18 protein-coding genes are annotated in these 19,579 nt (G+C 48.0%); all 18 read left to right on the forward strand.

Annotated elements, in window-relative coordinates:
* Nucleotides 1-17 precede the first annotated feature (17 nt).
* The gene (locus tag NST83_RS10290) at nt 18-326 is read left to right on the forward strand and encodes a YlxR family protein (protein WP_007430067.1); all 309 of its coding nucleotides are present in this window, start codon (nt 18-20) and stop codon (nt 324-326) included.
* A complete protein-coding gene (locus tag NST83_RS10295) occupies nt 319-642 on the forward strand; it encodes a ribosomal L7Ae/L30e/S12e/Gadd45 family protein (RefSeq protein ID WP_137062753.1) in 324 nt (107 codons plus the stop codon). Before NST83_RS10290 ends, NST83_RS10295 begins: the two co-directional genes overlap by 8 nt.
* Nucleotides 635-3,211 (forward strand): translation initiation factor IF-2, encoded by a 2,577-nt coding sequence (gene infB, locus NST83_RS10300; protein WP_342417507.1) that lies wholly within the window; start codon nt 635-637, stop codon nt 3,209-3,211. Before NST83_RS10295 ends, infB begins: the two co-directional genes overlap by 8 nt.
* A 20-nt stretch (nt 3,212-3,231) precedes the next feature.
* Nucleotides 3,232-3,582, forward strand: a complete 351-nt coding sequence (rbfA, locus tag NST83_RS10305) for a 30S ribosome-binding factor RbfA (RefSeq protein ID WP_014281122.1) — start codon at nt 3,232-3,234, stop codon at nt 3,580-3,582.
* A 52-nt stretch (nt 3,583-3,634) separates the two neighbouring features.
* Nucleotides 3,635-4,612: a bifunctional oligoribonuclease/PAP phosphatase NrnA gene (locus NST83_RS10310; RefSeq protein WP_342417508.1), complete on the forward strand. Its 978-nt coding sequence runs from the start codon at nt 3,635-3,637 to the stop codon at nt 4,610-4,612.
* Complete coding sequence (gene truB / locus NST83_RS10315) at nt 4,609-5,544, forward strand: tRNA pseudouridine(55) synthase TruB (RefSeq protein ID WP_137062756.1); 936 nt, start codon at nt 4,609-4,611, stop codon at nt 5,542-5,544. The genes NST83_RS10310 and truB overlap by 4 nt, the downstream gene beginning before the upstream one ends.
* Nucleotides 5,545-5,601: 57 nt before the next feature.
* Nucleotides 5,602-6,540, forward strand: a complete 939-nt coding sequence (locus NST83_RS10320; protein ID WP_137062757.1) for a bifunctional riboflavin kinase/FAD synthetase — start codon at nt 5,602-5,604, stop codon at nt 6,538-6,540.
* 132 nt (nt 6,541-6,672) lie between these two features.
* Nucleotides 6,673-6,942 carry a 30S ribosomal protein S15 gene (rpsO, locus tag NST83_RS10325; RefSeq protein WP_014281126.1) on the forward strand — a complete coding sequence of 90 codons (270 nt, stop codon included), beginning with the start codon at nt 6,673-6,675 and terminating at the stop codon, nt 6,940-6,942.
* Nucleotides 6,943-7,187: 245 nt separating this feature from the next.
* A complete protein-coding gene (gene pnp / locus NST83_RS10330) occupies nt 7,188-9,290 on the forward strand; it encodes a polyribonucleotide nucleotidyltransferase (protein ID WP_137062758.1) in 2,103 nt (700 codons plus the stop codon).
* A 233-nt stretch (nt 9,291-9,523) separates the two neighbouring features.
* Nucleotides 9,524-10,528: a polysaccharide deacetylase family protein gene (locus NST83_RS10335; RefSeq protein ID WP_342417509.1), complete on the forward strand. Its 1,005-nt coding sequence runs from the start codon at nt 9,524-9,526 to the stop codon at nt 10,526-10,528.
* Between the two features lie 66 nt (nt 10,529-10,594).
* Nucleotides 10,595-11,860 (forward strand): pitrilysin family protein, encoded by a 1,266-nt coding sequence (locus NST83_RS10340; protein WP_342417510.1) that lies wholly within the window; start codon nt 10,595-10,597, stop codon nt 11,858-11,860.
* Nucleotides 11,838-12,284, forward strand: a complete 447-nt coding sequence (dut, locus tag NST83_RS10345) for a dUTP diphosphatase (RefSeq protein ID WP_137062760.1) — start codon at nt 11,838-11,840, stop codon at nt 12,282-12,284. The genes NST83_RS10340 and dut overlap by 23 nt, the downstream gene beginning before the upstream one ends.
* A 220-nt stretch (nt 12,285-12,504) precedes the next feature.
* Entirely contained in the window at nt 12,505-13,401 is an 897-nt protein-coding gene (dpsA, locus tag NST83_RS10350; protein WP_342417511.1) for a dipicolinate synthase subunit DpsA, read from the forward strand.
* Nucleotides 13,401-13,994 carry a dipicolinate synthase subunit B gene (locus tag NST83_RS10355; RefSeq protein ID WP_044644831.1) on the forward strand — a complete coding sequence of 198 codons (594 nt, stop codon included), beginning with the start codon at nt 13,401-13,403 and terminating at the stop codon, nt 13,992-13,994. The genes dpsA and NST83_RS10355 overlap by 1 nt, the downstream gene beginning before the upstream one ends.
* 135 nt (nt 13,995-14,129) lie before the next feature.
* Nucleotides 14,130-15,167 (forward strand): aspartate-semialdehyde dehydrogenase, encoded by a 1,038-nt coding sequence (locus tag NST83_RS10360; protein ID WP_137062762.1) that lies wholly within the window; start codon nt 14,130-14,132, stop codon nt 15,165-15,167.
* A 36-nt stretch (nt 15,168-15,203) separates the two neighbouring features.
* Nucleotides 15,204-16,421 (forward strand): aspartate kinase, encoded by a 1,218-nt coding sequence (gene dapG, locus NST83_RS10365; protein ID WP_342417512.1) that lies wholly within the window; start codon nt 15,204-15,206, stop codon nt 16,419-16,421.
* A 41-nt stretch (nt 16,422-16,462) separates the two neighbouring features.
* Nucleotides 16,463-17,344, forward strand: coding sequence for a 4-hydroxy-tetrahydrodipicolinate synthase (gene dapA / locus NST83_RS10370; RefSeq protein ID WP_342417513.1), 882 nt, complete (start codon nt 16,463-16,465; stop codon nt 17,342-17,344).
* 353 nt (nt 17,345-17,697) lie between these two features.
* Entirely contained in the window at nt 17,698-19,377 is a 1,680-nt protein-coding gene (locus NST83_RS10375) for a ribonuclease J (protein ID WP_044644827.1), read from the forward strand.
* Nucleotides 19,378-19,579: the final 202 nt, after the last annotated feature.

Here is a 19,579-nt window from a genome sequence, read left to right on the forward strand (position 1 = left end):
TGTAGGGGGATTAATGCATGAAACAGAGAAAGATACCTTTACGAAAGTGTGTGGCCTGTCATGAAATGATGCCTAAGAAGCAGTTGATCCGTGTCGTCAAAACCCCTGAAGACGAAGTGCTGATTGACTTGACTGGCAAAAAGTCGGGACGCGGCGCTTACTTGTGCGGCAAAGCCGCCTGCTTCAAGCTTGCTCAAAAAAGCAAGGCACTGGATCGGGCATTGAAGCACTCGGTTCATCCTGATATTTATGAGCAGCTCAGTCGTGATTTTGCTGCCGTCGAGGAAGAATTCCTGGCGGCACAAGGCAGCGTGCAGGATGAATAAGGCGCTGTCTGGATTGGGCCTTGCCATGAGAGCTGGCAAGTTGCTAACAGGTGATGAGATCGTTTTTAAAGCGATCAGGTCTTCAGAAGCCAAGCTGGTCATTCTTGCGAAAGATGCTTCAATGAATACTCAAAAGAAATTCCGCGACAAATGCGGGACGTACAAAATCCCCTTATTGATAGGATTTGACCGGGAAAGCTTGGGAAGCAGCATCGGCAAGCCTGAACGGGTTGTGCTGGCTGTGACGGATCAAGGATTCGCGCAATTGATCAAGAAACATGCGGGGATAATGTCGGAGGTGGAGTATATTGAGTAAACAAGAAAGCAAAGACAAAGTGCGGGTATACGAATACGCCAAATCGTTGAACATGAGCAGCAAAGAAATTATCACCATTCTTAAACGGCTGGATATTCCCGTGAACAACCATATGAGCGTCATGGAACACGACGCTGTGGGTAAAGTGGAAAAGTTTTTTAAGGATATTAAATCCAATGCTGCGGCCAAGCAAGGTGGAGCAGACATGGCGCAAGTAAGCTCGAATCAGGCCGGTTCAAGTCAGACCAGTTCAGGTCAAAACAGTAATCATTCAACTGAGCAAACCAAAAATCAACAGGAAAAGCAGGTAAGTATGAATAGGACAAACAACAACCAAAACAGTAACCGAAGCAGCGCTCCAAAAGCGCAAGGCAGTCAGCAGGGCGGTCAAAACCGCAGTCAACAGAGTACAAGCAGACCAAGTGGACAGCAAGGCAGCAGCCAGAGCCGTAGCGGCGGCCAGCAACAGGGAGGTCAACAGCGCCCAAGCACTAACACGGGTTCACGTCCTCAAGGTAGCCAAAGCACCAACTCACGTCCACAAGGGAACAGTCAAGGTGGTACGGCAGTAAGAACGGCTTCATCCACGGGAAGTAGTAATGCAAACCGTAGCGGTGGTGGCAACCGTACAGGCAGCAACTCCAATAACGGTGGTAACCGTTCTGGTCAAGGTCGTTTTGACGATAATCGTCAAGGCGGAGGACGTGGCGGTAACGGTGGTCGTGGTGGCAATAACCGCGGCGGTAGCAATCGTGGTGGAAAATTCAACAATCGTGGCAGAGGTCAACAACAGGAGCGCCGTGAGAAAATCGACAACACGCCTAAGAAAATCATTGTGCGTGGTGAGATGACAGTAGGCGAAACAGCGAAGCTTCTCCACAAGGATGCATCGGAAGTTATCAAAAAGCTGATCACGCTCGGAACGATGGCGACTATTAACCAGGAGCTGGATATGGATACTATCCTGCTACTTGCCGGAGATTTCGGTGTAGAAGTAGAAGTGAAAATTCCGGTCGAAGAGGATCGTTTTGAAACAGTCGAAGAAAACGATGATCCAGATCTCTTGAAAGCACGTCCACCTGTTGTTACCATTATGGGTCACGTCGATCATGGTAAAACAACTTTGCTGGATGCTATTCGCTCCACTAATGTAACGGGTGGCGAAGCTGGTGGTATTACACAGCATATCGGTGCGTACCAAGTTGAAATCAACAATAAGAAAATTACTTTCCTGGATACACCAGGTCACGAAGCGTTTACGGCTATGCGTGCTCGTGGTGCTCAAGTTACAGATATGACGATCATTGTTGTTGCAGCTGACGACGGGGTTATGCCACAGACAGTTGAAGCTATTAACCATGCGAAGGCAGCTGGTCTGCCGATCATCGTGGCTGTGAATAAAATCGACAAACCAGATGCTAATCCGGATAAAGTAAAGCAAGAACTGACTGAGTATGAATTGGTTCCTGAAGAGTGGGGCGGCGATACGATTTTCGTTAACGTTTCTGCGAAACAGAGAATGGGTCTTGAAGATCTGCTCGAAATGATTCTGCTCGTAGCTGAAGTGAATGAGTACAAAGCGAACCCTGACAAACGGGCACGTGGTACGATCATCGAGGCTGAGCTGGATAAAGGCCGCGGTTCCGTAGCCCGTATCCTCGTTCAGAATGGTACACTGAAAGTCGGCGATGCTTTCGTAGCAGGTAACTGTTTCGGACGTGTACGTGCCATGGTCAATGACAAAGGTCGTCGCCTCAAGGAAGCGGGTCCTTCCACACCGGTTGAAATCACTGGTTTGACAGAAGTGCCACTTGCTGGCGATCCGTTCATGGTGTTCGAGGATGAGCGCAAAGCTCGTGCTATCGCTGACAGACGTGCGATTACGCAACGTCAGTCCGATCTGGGCAGCAACACCCGTGTAACGCTGGATGACCTGTTCCAGCACATCAAGGATGGCGAGATGAAAGATCTGAACGTCATTATCAAAGGTGATGTGCAAGGTTCCGTCGAAGCGCTGAAAGGCTCCTTGAACAAGATTGAAGTTGAAGGTGTACGCGTTAAAATTCTTCACAGCGGTGCAGGTGCAATTACCGAATCCGATATTATTTTGGCTGCAGCTTCCAATGCCATTGTGATTGGTTTTAACGTTCGTCCAGATAATCAGGCGAAATCTACAGCTGAAGCAGAAAAAGTGGACATTCGTCTGCACCGCGTCATTTACAATGTCATTGAAGAAATCGAGCAAGCCATGAAAGGCATGCTGGATCCTGAATATAAAGAAAATGTGATTGGGCATGCTGAAGTTCGTAACGTGTTTAAAGTAACTAAGGTCGGTACGATTGCCGGTTGTATGGTGACGTCCGGTAAAATTGCCCGTTCAGCAGAAGCACGCCTGATACGTGATGGCATTGTTATTTTTGAAGGTAAAATCGACTCACTGAAACGCTTTAAGGACGACGCAAAAGAAGTTGCCCAAGGTTACGAATGTGGTATTACCCTTGATGGCTATAATGATGTTAAGGAACTCGACATTATTGAAGCGTTCGTCATGGAAACAGTGGAGCGCTAACGGCAGAGAGGTGAGCATCCATGGCTAAAATACGTACTGGTCGGGTTGGCGAGCAGATTAAAAAAGAGCTGAGCCAACTCATACAGACCGAATTAAAAGATCCCCGTATCGGTTTTATTACGGTAACGGGTGTTGATCTGACAAACGATTTGTCCCAAGCGAAAATATACTTGAGCGTGCTTGGGGATGAAGAGCAAAAAACTTCTTCCCTGAAAGCATTGGACAAAGCGAACGGTTATCTTCGTTCCGAACTTGGCAAACGGATACGGCTTCGCCATATTCCTGAGCTGATTTTCAAAATTGACGAATCTATCGCTTATGGCAGCCGGATTGAAAAGCTGCTAAGTGATATCGACAAGGATGAAAAATAGCAAGAGCTTGTTTATCCGAAGGAACCATGAACTGAATGTAAAGGAGACGGCAATGCATACCTATGAACAGGCGCTTCAACAAGCGAAGGAATTTATTCTGGAGCATGATGATTACCTGATCGTATCGCATGTACAGCCGGACGGAGACGCAGTCAGCTCCACCGTAACGGTGGGCTGGCTTCTCTCATGTCTGGGGAAGAAATTTACCATGCTGAATGAGGGGCCTATTCCCAAACGCATGGATTTTTTATGGCATGCCGATGAGATTATGGATATGAGCCAGCAACCGCCGGAACGGAAATACAACCGGATTATTTGTGTAGATTGTGCAGATTTCCGTCGTGTTGGTCTGACAGATCAGTTTTTTGCGGAAGATGCCATCATTTTGAATATTGATCATCATCCGACGAATGATGCGTATGGCACGGTTAATGTAATTAAGTCGGATGCTGCGGCAACGGCAGAAATTCTTTTTGATTTACTGGAAAAGTTTGCGATCAAATGGGATGTTGAAGTGGCGACGGCTGTATATACCGGACTGCTGACGGACACAGGAGGGTTCAGGTATTCGAATACTTCTCCTAAGGTCATGTCTACGGTGTCACAGCTGCTTGCCTATGGGGTAGACGGTCCCTATCTATCGGAGAGTCTGCTGGAAGAAATGACCTTCCCGCAAATGAAGGTGCTGACTAAAGCATTGCAAACGCTCAAGATTTCGGAGGATGGTAAAATCGCCTGGGTGGTTGTAACTCCTGACGATATGAAGGAATGCGGAGCTGTTAATGAGGATTTGGAAGGTATCGTCAATTATCCGAGAAATATTTGTGGCGTTGAAGTAGGCATTTTCTTTAAAGTGATTAGTGATCAAGCGGTCAAAGCCAGTCTGAGATCGGCAGGTAACGTTAACGTAGCTGCGCTTGCCCAATCATTTGGGGGCGGGGGACACGTACGTGCTGCAGGTTGTCGTCTGGAGGGTAAGCTGGAGGATATTATCGAGGTCGTTGTAGGGCGGGTGATGGCCGAGCTATGAAACCGATAAAGCAGGAACAAGCAAATTGGGAAGGCGTGCTACCCGTCTACAAACCCGCTGGATTCACCTCTCATGATGTGGTGGCCAAGGCTCGCCGTTTGCTGGGAATGAAGCGAATCGGACATACCGGAACACTTGATCCTCAGGTGACGGGCGTGCTGCCGTTGTGTCTGGGACGTGCTACCCGGGTAGTTGAATACATGCAGGAGCTACCTAAGGAATACCATGCAACGTTACGCTTGGGACTTGCCACGGATACGGAGGACCTTACGGGGACGATTACCGAAGAGTGTGACCGTCCGGTAGAGGTCACAGAAGAGGAAGCCAAAGCGGTTCTGGAGCGTTTTGTCGGTACGATTTCCCAAGTGCCGCCAATGTACTCGGCCCTCAAAGTGGAAGGCAAACGTCTATATGAGCTGGCCCGAGAAGGCAAAACCGTGGAGCGTAAAAGCCGTGAAGTGACCATTTACGAGCTGGAAATGACGGGATTCGCGGAGACGGGATCCCATGTGGATATTTCTTTTCGTGCATTATGCTCTAAAGGAACTTATATCCGTACGCTCTGCGTCGATATCGGCCGCAAATTGGGATATCCTTCGACGATGGCCAAGCTGGAACGAACCATGTCTGCGGGGATTCCTGCCAATCGTTGTTTAACATTCGAAGAAATTGAACGCTACGTAGCGGATGGCAGCCTGGGTGAGCGGCTTATTGCCACTGATGAGGCCATTGACTATATGCCTGATCATACAGTGGCCGAAGTGAAGGCAGCTGCCGCTCTCCAAGGTCAGCGCTTGTCGCTGAGCATGATTTCTCCCCCTGTGACGGACAGCCAGCCCTTCCGGTTGTATAAAGAGGATCGAACGTTTTTGGGCGTATATGGACGGGATGAATCAGGGGCTATCGCGCCAATTAAAGTTTTTTTACCTTGAATTGTGCTATAATTTTGACGAAGTTAGTCAAATGATGTGAAATGCAGGTGAAATAATATGATTACCGTATCGTTATCTTATCCATTGAGCGATGAGCTTCTGCACCAATGGGGACGTTCACAGGTCACGGCGATCGGTCAGTTCGACGGTCTTCATCTCGGACACGCAAGTGTCATACGCAAGGCTGTCGAGCTGGCTCGGGAGCAGAAATTGCCGGTATCTGTTATGACATTTCATCCTCACCCGAAGGAAGTCATGAAAAAAGGAGACTATGAAGGCTATTTGACCCCGCTTGTGGACAAGCAGGATATTTTAGCTGATATGGGTGTGGACGTGCTTTATATTTTGAGATTTGACGAGGACTTTTCCAAAGTCAGCCCTGAGGCGTTCATCACGGACATCTTGCTTCCACTGCAGATTCAAACGGCGGTGGTGGGCTTTGATTTCCGGTTTGGCTACCGGGGAGCCGGACATGAGCATACACTTCGGGAACTGGGAGGAGAACGTATGTCCGTCCACACCGTACCGTCATTTGAGCTGGATGGGGAAAAAGTGAGCAGCTCCAGCATCCGCCGTGCCTTGCAGACAGGGGATTTAACGCATGCCTCTCGCTGGCTGGGACGATCTTACCACATTCGGGGCACCGTAATGGATGGAGAGAAGCGTGGGCGCACCATCGGCTTCCCAACAGCCAATCTCAAGCTGGATGATACTTACGTAATTCCAGTCAAGGGCGTATATGCCGTACGGGCACTGGTGGGTGAGCGTTGGAGAAGCGGGGTAATGAATGTAGGGGTTAAGCCTACTTTTCATGAAGGTGTGCTGAATCCGTCGTTTGAGGTTCATCTGTTTGATTTTGACCAGCAGATTTATGGCGAACCTGTGCTGGTTGAGCTTCATCATTACATCCGTCCTGAACGCAAATTCTCTTCGGTGGACGAGCTGATTACCCAAATTGGCAATGACGTACAAACGGCTAAAAAGCTGTTAGGCTAATTTATTTACATAAGACAGGCGCTGTGTTATACTGACTTATGTTGTGTAAACAACGATGAACCTTGGCTTGGTTGTCCGCTTTCACCAGCGGCTACGAGGTTAATGGCGATTATAATGAAGGAGGTGAACAGGATGGCATTGACTCAAGAGCGTAAACAGCAATTGATCGAGGAGTACAAAACTCATGAATCCGATACAGGATCTGCAGAGGTACAAATCGCTATCCTTACTGAAAACATCGTTAACTTGCAAAGCCACTTTCGTTCGCATAAGAAAGACCATCACTCCCGCCGCGGGTTGTTGAAAATGGTCGGTCAGCGTCGTAAACTTTTGGCTTACCTGAAGAAGACTGATGTTAGACGTTACAGTGCGTTGATCGAGCGTCTCGGACTGCGTCGTTAATTTTCAGACATGTAATGAGAAAAGAAGCCTGGTTGTTCACCGCTTGTCCCTGCTAAGGCGACGGCGGACAGCAGCCGGGTTCTTTTTTGAAGTAAGGAATTTTTTTGACGTGCAGATCCTTTAGAAGTGCGAGTCTAGTAAGGTTCTGGTGCTTATAATGCATAGGTCTTCTTATGAATTAGGCCCGCGCAGGAAATACTGGATATGTATAGAACTTTTACAATGGAATGAAATGGAGGGATACCATGGAGCAACGTGTAGAAATGCAGCTCGGCGGAAGAAAGCTGGTGCTGGAAACAGGACGCCTTGCGAAACAGGCCAATGCGGCAGTTAAAGTAAGCTATGGCGAAACGGTTGTTCTCTGTACCGTGACCGCTTCCCATGCGCCGAAAGATTTGGACTTTTTTCCGCTGACGGTGAACTATGAAGAAAGATTGTATGCTGTGGGAAAAATTCCAGGCGGATTTATTAAACGGGAAGGACGCCCGAGTCAAAAAGCGATTTTGTCCAGCCGTCTGACAGACCGTCCGATTCGCCCATTGTTTCCGGAAGGCTTCCGGAATGATGTACAGGTATTAAACCTGGTGATGAGTGTCGATCAGGATTGTGAGCCGGAAATTGCAGCGATGATCGGAACCTCGGCAGCGCTTAGTATTTCGGACGTACCTTTTAACGGACCGATTGGCGGAGTTGCTGTAGGCCGTGTGGACGGACAATTCGTGATTAACCCGGATATTGCGCAGCAGAATGCAAGCGATTTGTACCTGGTTGTAGCCGGAACCAAAGACGCCATCATGATGGTGGAAGCAGAAGGCAATGAAATTCCGGAAGAAGTCATGCTGGAAGCAATCATGTTTGGCCATGACGAGATCAAGAACATTGTGGCAGTCATTGAACAACTGGTTAAAGTGGCAGGTAAAGAGAAAATGCAGGTTAAACTGCATGCTGTCGATGAAAAAGTGAACAGCGAAGTTCGTGCTTATGCGGCTGAACGTTTGGTGGAAGCCGTCAAAATTGTAGAAAAACATGCCCGTCAAGAGGCGATTGATGCAGTCAACGAAGAGACGGTTGCACATTTTGAAGCACAATACATAGAGACGCCTGAGCTTTTGAAAGACGTGAGCGAAGTTCTCTATGATATCGTTAAAGAAGAAGTCCGTCGTCTGATTACGCATGATAAAGTGCGTCCCGATGGTCGTAAGCTTGACGAGATTCGTCCGATCGAAAGCGATACGAGCATTTTGCCGCGTACGCATGGCTCGGGCTTATTCACACGCGGTCAAACGCAAGCGCTTAGCGTTTGTACACTTGGCGCATTGGGTGATGTGCAAATTTTGGACGGCATTGATCTGGAAGAAACGAAGCGTTTCATGCATCATTACAATTTCCCTCCATTCAGTGTAGGCGAGGCTCGTCCTTTGCGTGCGCCGGGTCGTCGTGAAATTGGACATGGTGCTCTTGGTGAGCGTGCGCTTTCCAAAGTCATTCCTTCTGAAACTGAATTTCCATATACGATTCGTCTCGTTTCCGAGGTGCTGGAATCGAATGGCTCGACTTCCCAGGCTAGTATCTGCGCAAGCACACTGGCTATGATGGATGCGGGTGTACCGATCAAGGCTCCGGTTGCAGGTGTAGCGATGGGATTGATCAAGGACGGGGAGCATGTTTCCGTGTTGACCGATATCCAGGGTATGGAAGATCACCTGGGCGATATGGACTTTAAAGTGGCTGGTACAGCAGAAGGCGTAACTGCTATTCAAATGGATATCAAGATTAACGGTATCGACCGTAACATTTTGCAGGACGCGCTCAATCAAGCCAGAGAAGGACGTCTGTTCATTCTTAGCAAAATGATGGAAGCCATCCAGACGCCGCGTGAGCAATTGTCTCCGTATGCGCCGAAAATTATGACGATGCACATTAATCCGGATAAAATCCGTGATGTTATTGGTGCGGGTGGTAAAATCATTAACAAAATCATCGAAGAAACCGGCGTGAAAATTGATATCGAACAAGATGGTCGTGTATTCATCGCTTCCACAAACCAAGAGATGAATGAAAAGGCGCGTTCCATTATTGAAGGTATCGTGAAAGAAGTCGTGATCGGAGAGATTTACATCGGCACAGTGAAGCGGATTGAAAAATTCGGTGCATTCGTCGAAATTTTACCGGGCAAGGACGGTCTGGTTCATATTTCCCAACTGTCTACCGAACGTGTAGCCAAAGTTGAGGATGTAGTTGCCATTGGAGATACGATTACGGTGAAAGTAACCGAAATTGATCAACAAGGCCGTGTCAATTTGTCACGCAAAGCGGTTCTGACGGCTGAAGCTCCTGCAAAATCCTAGTACCTTCGTACAACAGAGATTACTACAACAGGGATAATATTTGGTTTTACAGAACATTCGGGATTTGAATAGCATCGTCTAAGCTTTTGGAAAGAGGCAGAGCTGCGTTTCTGGCTCTTTTTTCATACATATGCACAAGCTGTGTCGAAGTGGGCTTTCAGGGGCCCGCTACGTCATAGTTCTTGTCCTCCCCGCATACAATGTGGACAAACGGGCGGGAGGATGAAGGGATCATGAGAAAGGCAAAGAGAGCAACGTGGGTTGTAGCTAGTCTGGTCATTACGCTGGTGATTGGACAGTTTAGCGGGGTACGTGAGTATGTGAGTCAACTACGAGCCGGACACGGCACGGAAACGAGTGAGCCCGAGGCTGCAACGACGATGGCGATTGCAGCTTTACCTGATAATGCACTCATGCAGCGACTGCGATCAGATGCTGCCCGGCAAAGAAGAGAACCGGTTGATGCCAAAATCGACCGTGTATGGAAGGCTATTCCTGGCTATAACGGCTTGGAGGTTGACCTGGACGCTACTTATCGTAAGGCAATTGCGGCTCCAGACCGCCCCATACAATATGTGTATCGACAGCTTGCGCCCAAGGTACATTTGAACCAACTCGGCAATGTCCCGATTTACCGGGGAAATCCGGAGAAGCCGATGGTTTCTTTCATGATCAATGTGGCTTGGGGAAATGAGTATATCGTGCCTATGCTGGATACGCTGGATCAGGAAAAGGTCAAGGCTACATTTTTTTTCGATGGCAGCTGGCTGAAAAAAAACCCTGAACTCGCCAAAGAGATTCAGAAAAGAGGACATGAGCTTTCAAACCATGCCTATTCTCATCCGAATATGAGTCGTCTGAGCAGGGAAAGAGCTACACAGGAGATAGAGAAGACACAAGTGCTTCTTCAGGAAATTTTAGGTGTGAAAAATAGCTGGTTTGCCCCGCCGTCGGGCGATTTTAATCAAGAAACCGTTGATCTAGCAGCAGGTCTGGGGCTTAAAACAGTGCTGTGGACACTGGATACAGTGGACTGGAGACATCCTTCGCCGGAATCGGTAATTGCTAAAATCAGCAGCAAGGTCGAATCGGGATCACTGATTTTGATGCATCCGACAGATTCTTCATCGGCCGCTCTCAAAGGCATGATTCATGCCATTCGCAGCAAGGGACTGGTGCCCGGAACCGTCAGTCAGACGCTTTCCCCTGATCGGCAGCTACCTGCTCCGGTTGAGTGAACGTCTTTTTTCTGTTAGGATTGAACATTATGGCAAAGTTTGCAATTCAGTTTAGGAGGGCCAATCGTGGAAAGAATTCAACTCAAAAACGGCCTAAGAGTGGTCATTGAAAAAATTCCAACCGTGCGTTCCGTTTCTTTCGGCATCTGGGTTAAAACCGGCTCTCGAAATGAAACCCCGGACAATAGCGGTATTTCCCATTTTATTGAACACATGCTTTTCAAAGGAACAGAGCGTTTCGACGCGAAGGAAATTGCCGAGCAATTTGACGCCATTGGAGGGAATGTTAATGCATTCACTTCGAAGGAATATACGTGCTATTATGCAAAAGTACTGGATGAGCATCTGCCGATTGCGGTTGATGTACTGTCCGATATGTTTTTTAATTCTAAATTAGATCATGAAGAGCTGGCAAAAGAAAAAAACGTGATCCTGGAGGAAATCTCCATGTACGAGGACACACCGGACGATATGGTGCATGATCTCTTATCACGGGCCGCCTATGGCGACCATCCGCTGGCTTACCCCATTCTCGGTACCGAAAAGCATTTATTAGCTATGGACAGCTCCCATCTCAGCAATTATATGAAAGAACACTATACAATCGACAATACGGTCATCAGTGTGGCTGGTAATATTGATGATAGTCTGGTAGAGCTACTGGAGCGTCACTTTGGGCACTTTGATAACCATGGAACTGCTTCGCCCCTGACGGTTCCTGCGTTTAACGGTGAACTGCTGTATCATGAAAAGGCAACGGAACAGAATCATATTTGCTTGTCCCTGCCTGGATTTGCAACGGGTGACGATCTCCAGTATGCTATGGTATTGCTGAACAACGCGATCGGCGGCGGTATGAGCTCACGTCTGTTTCAGGAAATTCGGGAGAAGCGTGGGCTGGCTTATTCGGTCTATTCCTACCATAGCTCTCATGCGGACAGTGGTATGTTCACCATTTATGCCGGTACGGCTCCCAAGCAAACGAAGGACGTGCTGGATCTGACACTTGAGCTGTTGCAGGATGTGGCTGTCAAGGGACTGGATGATAACGAGCTTCGTAAAGGCAAGGAGCAGTTAAAAGGAAGCCTGATATTAAGCCTTGAGGGCACAGGAAGTCGGATGAATCGTCTTGGGAAAAATGAGTTGATGCTAGGTCAGCATTACACGCTGGATCAAATGATCGAACACATTGAGCAAGTGACAGCTGATGATGTGAACAAGGTACTGGACCGGATGTTCTCAGAGCCGTTTGCCCTGTCGATGGTCGGAGCGAGTGATTCAGCGGTTAAGGACATGAGGAGGGACTGTTTTGTTAACTTACGTGGAGATTAACAGGTTAGAGGGCAATGAGGATATTGAGCTGCCCCGTAAAATGTCAGAGCTTGCATCCGGGTTTGACCTGTATGCTGCGGTACAGGAAGGCTTAGTGTTGGAACCCGGCAAGCGTTGTCTTGTTCCAACCGGATTGGCTATAGCGATGCCGGCAGGGCTGGAGGCACAAATCCGTCCGCGCAGCGGGCTGGCTCTCAAGCATGGTATTACCTGTCTTAACACACCAGGCACCATTGATGCGGATTATCGTGGGGAGATTAAGGTATTGCTTATCAATTTGGGCGAGGAACCTTTCACCATTACACGTAATGAGCGAATTGCACAAATGGTATTTCAGACTGTACCTGAGGTAGAGTTGAAGAAGGTAGACCGTTTGTCTGAAACAGTGCGTGGTGCTGGAGGCTTCGGTCATACAGGACGCTGAGTCTACAGTTTTCTTCAAACGACTGAATGTCACGGCTTGAATCGGCATTTTGGAGAATGTAACTGAATTGTCGATTTTAAGCTAGAGCATGAATAGCATATGAATATGGATACACATGAAAGCCGTCCCAAAAAGGGGCGGTTTTTTTGTGTTTCTTCACCTATCTATGGGTGGCTGCATAGACTAAAAGCATATCGTGTCTCGGAAAGGAGTGATCCGGATGCTAACAGGAATACGCATCGTTGTATTGGGTGGTGATGCGAGGCAGCTTGAGGTAATTCGAAAATGTGTAGACATGGATGCTACCGTCAGCGTGGTCGGCTATGACCAGCTTGAAGAGCCGCTTAGAGGAGCATCGCGGGAGTCGTTGTCTGTCAAGCTGCTGGAATCGGCAGATGCACTTGTGCTGCCAGTTGTGGGGTGCGATGAGGGAGGCAATGTGAATGCACTTTTTGGATCGCAAAAGCTTCAGTTTCTGAATGAGCACGCTGCTGCTCTTCCACCGCACTGCGTCGTATATACGGGGATGGCGCGGACGTACTTAAAAGAAATTTGTTCCAGACATGATTTAAGGCTGGTGGAATTGCTGGAAAGAGACGATGTGGCCATATATAACTCGATACCTACGGCGGAAGGCGCACTGATGATGGCGATTCAGCATACGGATTTTACGATTCATGGTGCAAATTGTATGGTTCTGGGCATGGGACGGACTGGATTTACCATGGCAAGGGCGCTACAAGGATTGGGAGCCAGAGTGAAGGTCGGGGTACGTAGGGCAGAGGATGCGGCGAGAGCGGTGGAAATGGGCTGGAAGCCTTTTATGACAAGGGATTTGGCGGATGAGACTCAGGGAGTTGACTTGATTTTTAATACGATACCCTCTATGATTATCACAGCGCAAATCTTGTCTAAATTGCAACAGGCTACCGTGATTATTGACCTTGCTTCCGCCCCGGGTGGATGTGATTTCCGTTTTGCGGAAAAGCGTGGAATCACGGCCATGCTCGCCCCCGGCCTTCCCGGTATTGTCGCTCCCAAAACTGCTGGTGCCATTATAGCGAATACGTTGGTGCAGTTGTTAATGGAAGATAATCCTGATCGGGGTGATGCGTAATGAGTTGGCAAGGGAAAACGGTAGGTTATGCAATTACAGGTTCACACTGCACATTTGAAGAGGTTATGCCTGTTATACAGCGTTTTGTTGACGAGGGCGCGAAGGTCGTTCCCATTATATCCAATACGGTATTAACAACGGATACCCGCTTCGGTACTTCGCAAAGTTGGCAAAAACAGTTGAAAGATATAACAGGGAATGATATCATTTCTACAATTGTAGAGGCTGAGCCACTGGGTCCTTCCCAAATACTCGATGTACTGGTGATTGCACCTTTGACGGGGAATTCGATGAGCAAGCTGGCGAACGCCATGACAGATAGTCCGGTTCTGATGGCCGCCAAGGCGCAATTGCGCAACGGTCGTCCACTTCTTTTGGCCATATCAACCAATGATGGACTTGGTTTGAATGCTGCGAATATCGCCAAGTTACTGGTAGCCAAAAATATATTTTTTGTGCCGTTCGGACAGGACAATCCAGTCAAAAAGCCCAATTCACTTGTGGCTGACATGGAGCTGATTCCGGAAGCCGCTTATGCTGCTATGCAGGGCAAACAGCTTCAACCGATGATTGTGGAACGCAAGACTCCATGAAGTACTATAGTTAACTGCTGAGCATCCCTCGCCTAGAAGATGATTCGATGATGCATCGGGTCTAATTTCTTGTTGGCGGTGGATGCTTTCAGAATAAAAAAATGGTTTTTTAGTCGAGAAGGGGAGATACACCAGATGAGCAATAGAAAGTTTAATGTAGCTGTCGTTGGAGCCACAGGCGCCGTAGGAGAACAAATCGTAAATCTGCTGGAAAAACGAGATTTTCCTGTAGATAAAATTAAATTTCTTTCTTCGCCTCGTTCTGCCGGCACTTTAATTAGCTTTAAAGGTCAGCAAATTCCAGTAGAGATTGCAACCCCCGACAGCTTTGAAGGAATCGACATTGCCTTGTTCAGCGCAGGCGGAGACGTAAGTAAGGAACTGGCACCACATGCTGTTCGTCATGGCGCAGTATGCATTGACAACACAAACGCCTTCCGGATGGATCCTACAGCTCCTCTTGTCGTTCCTGAGGTGAACAGCGACAAAATTGCCAAGCATCAAGGGATTATTGCCAACCCGAACTGTTCCACTATCCAGATGGTAGCTGCTTTGAAACCATTATATGATCAGTATGGCATTTCCCGTATCATCGTATCCACATATCAAGCGGTGTCCGGGGCTGGAAGCCGTGCCATTGATGAACTGAATCGTCAAAGTGCAGCTATCCTTAACGGTGAAGAAGTTCAGCCTGATCTGCTGCCAGTCGGCTCATTGCCGGTGAAGCATCAAATCGCTTTCAATGCTATCCCGCAAATCGACAAATTCCAGGACAACGGCTATACACTGGAAGAAATGAAAATGGTACGTGAAACGAAAAAAATATTGGATGATGAATCCGTGGACGTAACAGCAACGTGTGTACGTATTCCTGTCGTATACGGACACTCGGAATCCGTCTATGTAGAGCTTAAAAAAGATTATGATTTGGAAGAAATCCGCAATCTACTTTCTTCGGCACCGGGAGTAACCCTGGTAGACGATCCTGCTGCGCAGCTCTATCCGCTGGCATCCGAAGCTGCAGGGAAACCTGATGTATTCGTTGGACGTGTACGTCGTGATTTGGGCAACAGCCGTGGATTGAATCTGTGGGTCGTATCCGACAACCTGCTCAAGGGAGCGGCATGGAACGCAGTGCAAATCGCGGAGATTATTGCTGCAAATGCGGAATAACGTTCCTGAAGTAGGGAGTAAGATGGGGGAAGAGCGATGAGTATTTTAGTACAGAAATTTGGGGGAACCTCGCTGTCCACACCCGAAGCGCGTCAACTAGTGCTGGGACATGTGAAGCGAGAGCTGAAACAAAATTTTCAACTGGTTGTCGTTGTGTCGGCCATGGGGCGGAAAGGAGAGCCTTATGCCACGGACACGCTGCTCGATTGGGCGGCGTCTAACGGCGACAGTCTTCCTAAGCGCGAACGGGATTTACTGCTGTGCTGTGGTGAAATCATTTCTGCCGCTACATTATGCAGCCTGATGGAAAATGAAGGTATTCCTGCTACGGTGCTGACTGGGGCACAGGCGGGCTTTATTACGGATGATCAATACGGCAATGCTCGTATTTTGGATATAAAGCCAGACCGTATCGTGGAAGAGCTGAACCAGGGCCGTGTCGTCATTGTGACAGGCTTCCAGGGTCAGGCTGTAAACGGTGACATGACTACCTTGGGTCGTGGAGGCAGCGATACTTCCGCTACCGCTCTGGGTGCCGCTCTACAAGCGGACATGGTAGACATTTATACGGATGTGAACGGCATCTTGACCGCCGATCCGCGCATCGTGGAAAATGCAAAACCGCTTGCCCATGTCAGCTATACGGAGATTTGTAATTTGGCTCATCAGGGGGCTAAGGTTATCCACCCCCGTGCTGTTGAAATTGCCATGCAGGCGAATATTCCGGTTCGGGTTCGCTCTACCTTTTCCGAAGGGGAAGGAACGCTGGTCACCCATCCGGAGGGCTTTAAGGACGTACAGGCAGACATCGTTGACCGTTTCGTGACCGGTATTGCGTATGTCGGCAACGTCACACAAATTACCGTAGAATTAAAGCCAGGCTCGGAGCATTTGCAATTACAAGTATTCAAATCCATGGCTGAGCATGGAATCAGCGTCGATTTTATTAATGTTACTCCATCCGGGGCGGTTTATACCGTGTTCGATGCTGATGGAAGCAAAGCGGTTGAAGTATTGAACGGTCTGGGCTTGGAGCCTAAAATTTTGGCAGGGTGCGCTAAAGTATCCGTCATAGGCGGCGGTATCAATGGGGTACCTGGCATTATGGCGACGATTGTAGAGGCATTGGCAGAATCAGACGTACAGATTCTTCAATCGGCAGATTCCAACACGACGATTTGGGTACTCGTTAAAAAAGAAGATATGGTGCAGGCTGTACGCGCATTGCATAATAAATTTGAACTCCATCAATAGGCGCAATGTCCGTGCTCGGACTTGCAAAAAAAGGAGGCAGCATGATGAACTTCGGCAGACTGATTACCGCAATGGTGACACCTTTTGATCAGCAAGGAGAGATTGACTGGACTGCATTGTCCTCGTTGATTGATTATTTAATAGAAGAACAACAGTCGGAGTCTCTTGTCGTATCAGGAACGACGGGCGAGTCTCCTACCCTGAGCGATGATGAAAAAATCAAGTTGTTTGCATTTACTGTAGAAAAAGCAGCCGGACGATGTAAAATCATTGCCGGTACCGGTAGCAACAATACACGTCACTCCATTGATCTGACCCGTGCTGCGGAACAGGCGGGGGTAGACGGTGTTTTGCTAGTAGTGCCCTATTACAATAAACCGAATCAGGAAGGGATGTATCGGCATTTTGAAAGTATTGCAAATTCCACATCTCTTCCAGCCATATTGTATAATGTACCAAGCCGTACCGCAGCCAGCCTGACCGTGGAAACGACGCTGCGTCTTGCTCAAATCCCTAACATTGTAGGAACCAAAGAATGCGCGTCGCTGGCGCAGGTCACACAGATTGCAGCCGCAGCTCCGGAAGGGTTCTTCATTTATTCGGGGGATGACGCTTCTGGGTTGCCTGCTATGGCTGTAGGAGCTTATGGTATTATCAGCGTGGCGAGTCATGTAGTAGGCACAGAAATGAAGCGGATGATTGATGCACTTGTAGGGGGACACGCACAGCAGGCAGCAAAATTGCATCAGCAGTTGTTTCCGGTTTTCAAGGGTTTGTTCGGCTGTCCTCATCCGCTGCCTAATCCGGTGGCTGTAAAATATGCATTGGAGTTACGGAATGTTTCCGTAGGTTCTGTTCGGTTGCCGCTTATTCCTCCTACCGAAGAGGAAGCGGAATTTATTAAGAACTTATTTGCTCGCTAATCGGGAAAAATGAATTTTAATTGTTAAATGATACGGGGAGTACCCTTGTTAAAGGTAGCCGGGAGTAAAGAATCCGGAGGATTTTTATAGCCTTGACAAAGTACTCTGGCATGAGGGCGTTCTTATAGGGCGCCCTTTTTGCTGTACCTTTTAACCATGTATCAAGATAATTGAACAGGGAGTAATGGTTTTAGACGGCAGTGGGAAACCTATGCGCAACGAACAGGATGACTTGTTTTTTCTTATTTTAATCATGTATAATGAGGTCAAGTGACTGGGTGCGGTATTCTTTTGAAAATTAAATAAATAAATCAAGGTACGACGTCCAACTACCATAGGAGGTTTAGATTCATTTGTCTAAAAAAACAAACAACGATAAATTGATGATTTTCGCTTTGGGCGGCGTCGGTGAAATCGGGAAAAATATGTATGTCGTTCAATACGGCAATGACATTGTCGTGGTGGATTCGGGTCTGAAATTCCCGGAAGAGGACATGCTTGGCATTGATATCGTTATTCCTGATATTTCCTACCTTACGGAGAACCGCGACAAGGTAAGAGGCATTGTGCTGACTCATGGTCATGAGGACCATATCGGCGGTTTGCCTTACGTGCTGAAACATTTGAATGTACCCGTATACGGTACCAAATTGACGCTGGGGCTGGTGGAAAACAAGCTGAAGGAAGCGAATCTGCTTGGGGAAACCAAACGTATATTGATCAATGCTGATTCCGAAATCAAGCTGGGTTCTACGCTGAAGGCAACATTCTTCAGAACAAACCACAGTATTCCAGATTCTGTAGGTGTATGCATTGATACTCCTGAAGGTGCTGTTGTTCATACAGGTGACTTCAAGTTTGATCATACTCCAGTTAACGGACAATATGCAGATTTGCAGCGTATGGCTGAAATCGGCACACGTGGCGTACTGGCACTTTTGTCAGACAGTACCAATGCGGAAAAACCAGGCTTTACCCCATCGGAAAAAAGCGTCGGCATCGTGCTGGAAGACATTTTCCGTAAGTCGAAACAGCGTGTAGTTGTAGCTACTTTTGCTTCCAACGTACACCGTATTCAGCAGGTCATTAATGCTGCTGAATCGACAGGACGCAAAGTGACGGTTATCGGTCGCAGTATGGTTAATGTCGTAGGGATTGCATCTGATTTGGGCTATTTGGAAATTCCGGATGGAATGCTGATCGAGCCTGAGGAAGTTGGCAAAATGTCAGCGGATCGCGTAGTTATTCTCTGCACAGGTAGCCAAGGCGAGCCGATGTCTGCTCTAACAAGAATGGCGCGTTCCACACATCGTAAGGTGGATATTCTTCCGGGAGATTCGGTTATCATCGCAGCTACACCGGTACCGGGTAATGAAAAATACGTCGGTCGCACGATTGATGAACTGTTCCGTTTAGGTGCCAATGTTTATTACAGCGCAGCTAATCCGGGAATTCACGTTTCCGGACACGGAAGCCAAGAAGAACTCAAACTGATGTTGAATCTGATGAAACCTAAATTCTTCTTGCCAATTCATGGTGAGTTCAGAATGCAACGTCGTCATGCCCTCCTTGCCGAATCGGTAGGTGTAGAGCCGGACAACATTTTCATCACAGATATCGGTGAAGTTATTGAAATTCAGAACGGTGGAGCACGCAGAGCTGGTAAGGTTACAGCGGGCAACGTGTTAATCGACGGACTGGGTGTAGGAGATGTAGGGAATATCGTATTACGCGACCGCAAATTGCTGTCACAGGACGGTATTTTGGTTGTTGTTGTCACCCTGAGCAAGCAGGACGGCACGATCAAGTCCGGACCGGATATCATTTCCCGTGGTTTCGTATATGTTCGTGAATCGGAAGGTTTGCTGGATGAGGCGAATCGCATTGTCTCAAGCACACTGCATAAGCTCATGAGCGAGAATGTAAATGAATGGGCTTCCCTTAAAACAAACGTCAAGGATGCGCTGGGTCGCTTCTTGTATGAGCAAACTCGTCGCAGACCGATGATTTTGCCAATCATTATGGAAGTGTGATTCAATTGAAATTTGCTCAAAAACCTGAATTAAAAACTTAAGTCACAGGCACACAGTCGCCTCTCTTCCCGCAGGAAATATTGGACGGTTTCCGCGGGAGGGGAGGCTTTTTTGGCTTTTCCGGGTGAGGAAAGAAGGAAAGCCATGGGGGCGGGTATAAAATATTCCATTTCCATCCCATACTATAGGGTGAACACGGGTC

The organism is Paenibacillus sp. FSL R10-2782 (assembly GCF_038592985.1).
Taxonomy (GTDB): domain Bacteria; phylum Bacillota; class Bacilli; order Paenibacillales; family Paenibacillaceae; genus Paenibacillus; species Paenibacillus terrae_C.

What these genes read in the sequence shown, in the direction of transcription:
- dapA (WP_342417513.1), top strand. Translation starts at nt 16,463, where the DNA reads ATGATGAACTTCGGCAGACTGATTACCGCAATGGTGACACCTTTTGAT.
- dpsA (WP_342417511.1), top strand. Translation starts at nt 12,505, where the DNA reads ATGCTAACAGGAATACGCATCGTTGTATTGGGTGGTGATGCGAGGCAG.
- NST83_RS10295 (WP_137062753.1), top strand. Translation starts at nt 319, where the DNA reads ATGAATAAGGCGCTGTCTGGATTGGGCCTTGCCATGAGAGCTGGCAAG.
- truB (WP_137062756.1), top strand. Translation starts at nt 4,609, where the DNA reads ATGAAACCGATAAAGCAGGAACAAGCAAATTGGGAAGGCGTGCTACCC.
- NST83_RS10355 (WP_044644831.1), top strand. Translation starts at nt 13,401, where the DNA reads ATGAGTTGGCAAGGGAAAACGGTAGGTTATGCAATTACAGGTTCACAC.
- rbfA (WP_014281122.1), top strand. Translation starts at nt 3,232, where the DNA reads ATGGCTAAAATACGTACTGGTCGGGTTGGCGAGCAGATTAAAAAAGAG.
- NST83_RS10310 (WP_342417508.1), top strand. Translation starts at nt 3,635, where the DNA reads ATGCATACCTATGAACAGGCGCTTCAACAAGCGAAGGAATTTATTCTG.
- NST83_RS10290 (WP_007430067.1), top strand. Translation starts at nt 18, where the DNA reads ATGAAACAGAGAAAGATACCTTTACGAAAGTGTGTGGCCTGTCATGAA.
- rpsO (WP_014281126.1), top strand. Translation starts at nt 6,673, where the DNA reads ATGGCATTGACTCAAGAGCGTAAACAGCAATTGATCGAGGAGTACAAA.
- dapG (WP_342417512.1), top strand. Translation starts at nt 15,204, where the DNA reads ATGAGTATTTTAGTACAGAAATTTGGGGGAACCTCGCTGTCCACACCC.
- pnp (WP_137062758.1), top strand. Translation starts at nt 7,188, where the DNA reads ATGGAGCAACGTGTAGAAATGCAGCTCGGCGGAAGAAAGCTGGTGCTG.
- NST83_RS10335 (WP_342417509.1), top strand. Translation starts at nt 9,524, where the DNA reads ATGAGAAAGGCAAAGAGAGCAACGTGGGTTGTAGCTAGTCTGGTCATT.
- NST83_RS10320 (WP_137062757.1), top strand. Translation starts at nt 5,602, where the DNA reads ATGATTACCGTATCGTTATCTTATCCATTGAGCGATGAGCTTCTGCAC.
- NST83_RS10360 (WP_137062762.1), top strand. Translation starts at nt 14,130, where the DNA reads ATGAGCAATAGAAAGTTTAATGTAGCTGTCGTTGGAGCCACAGGCGCC.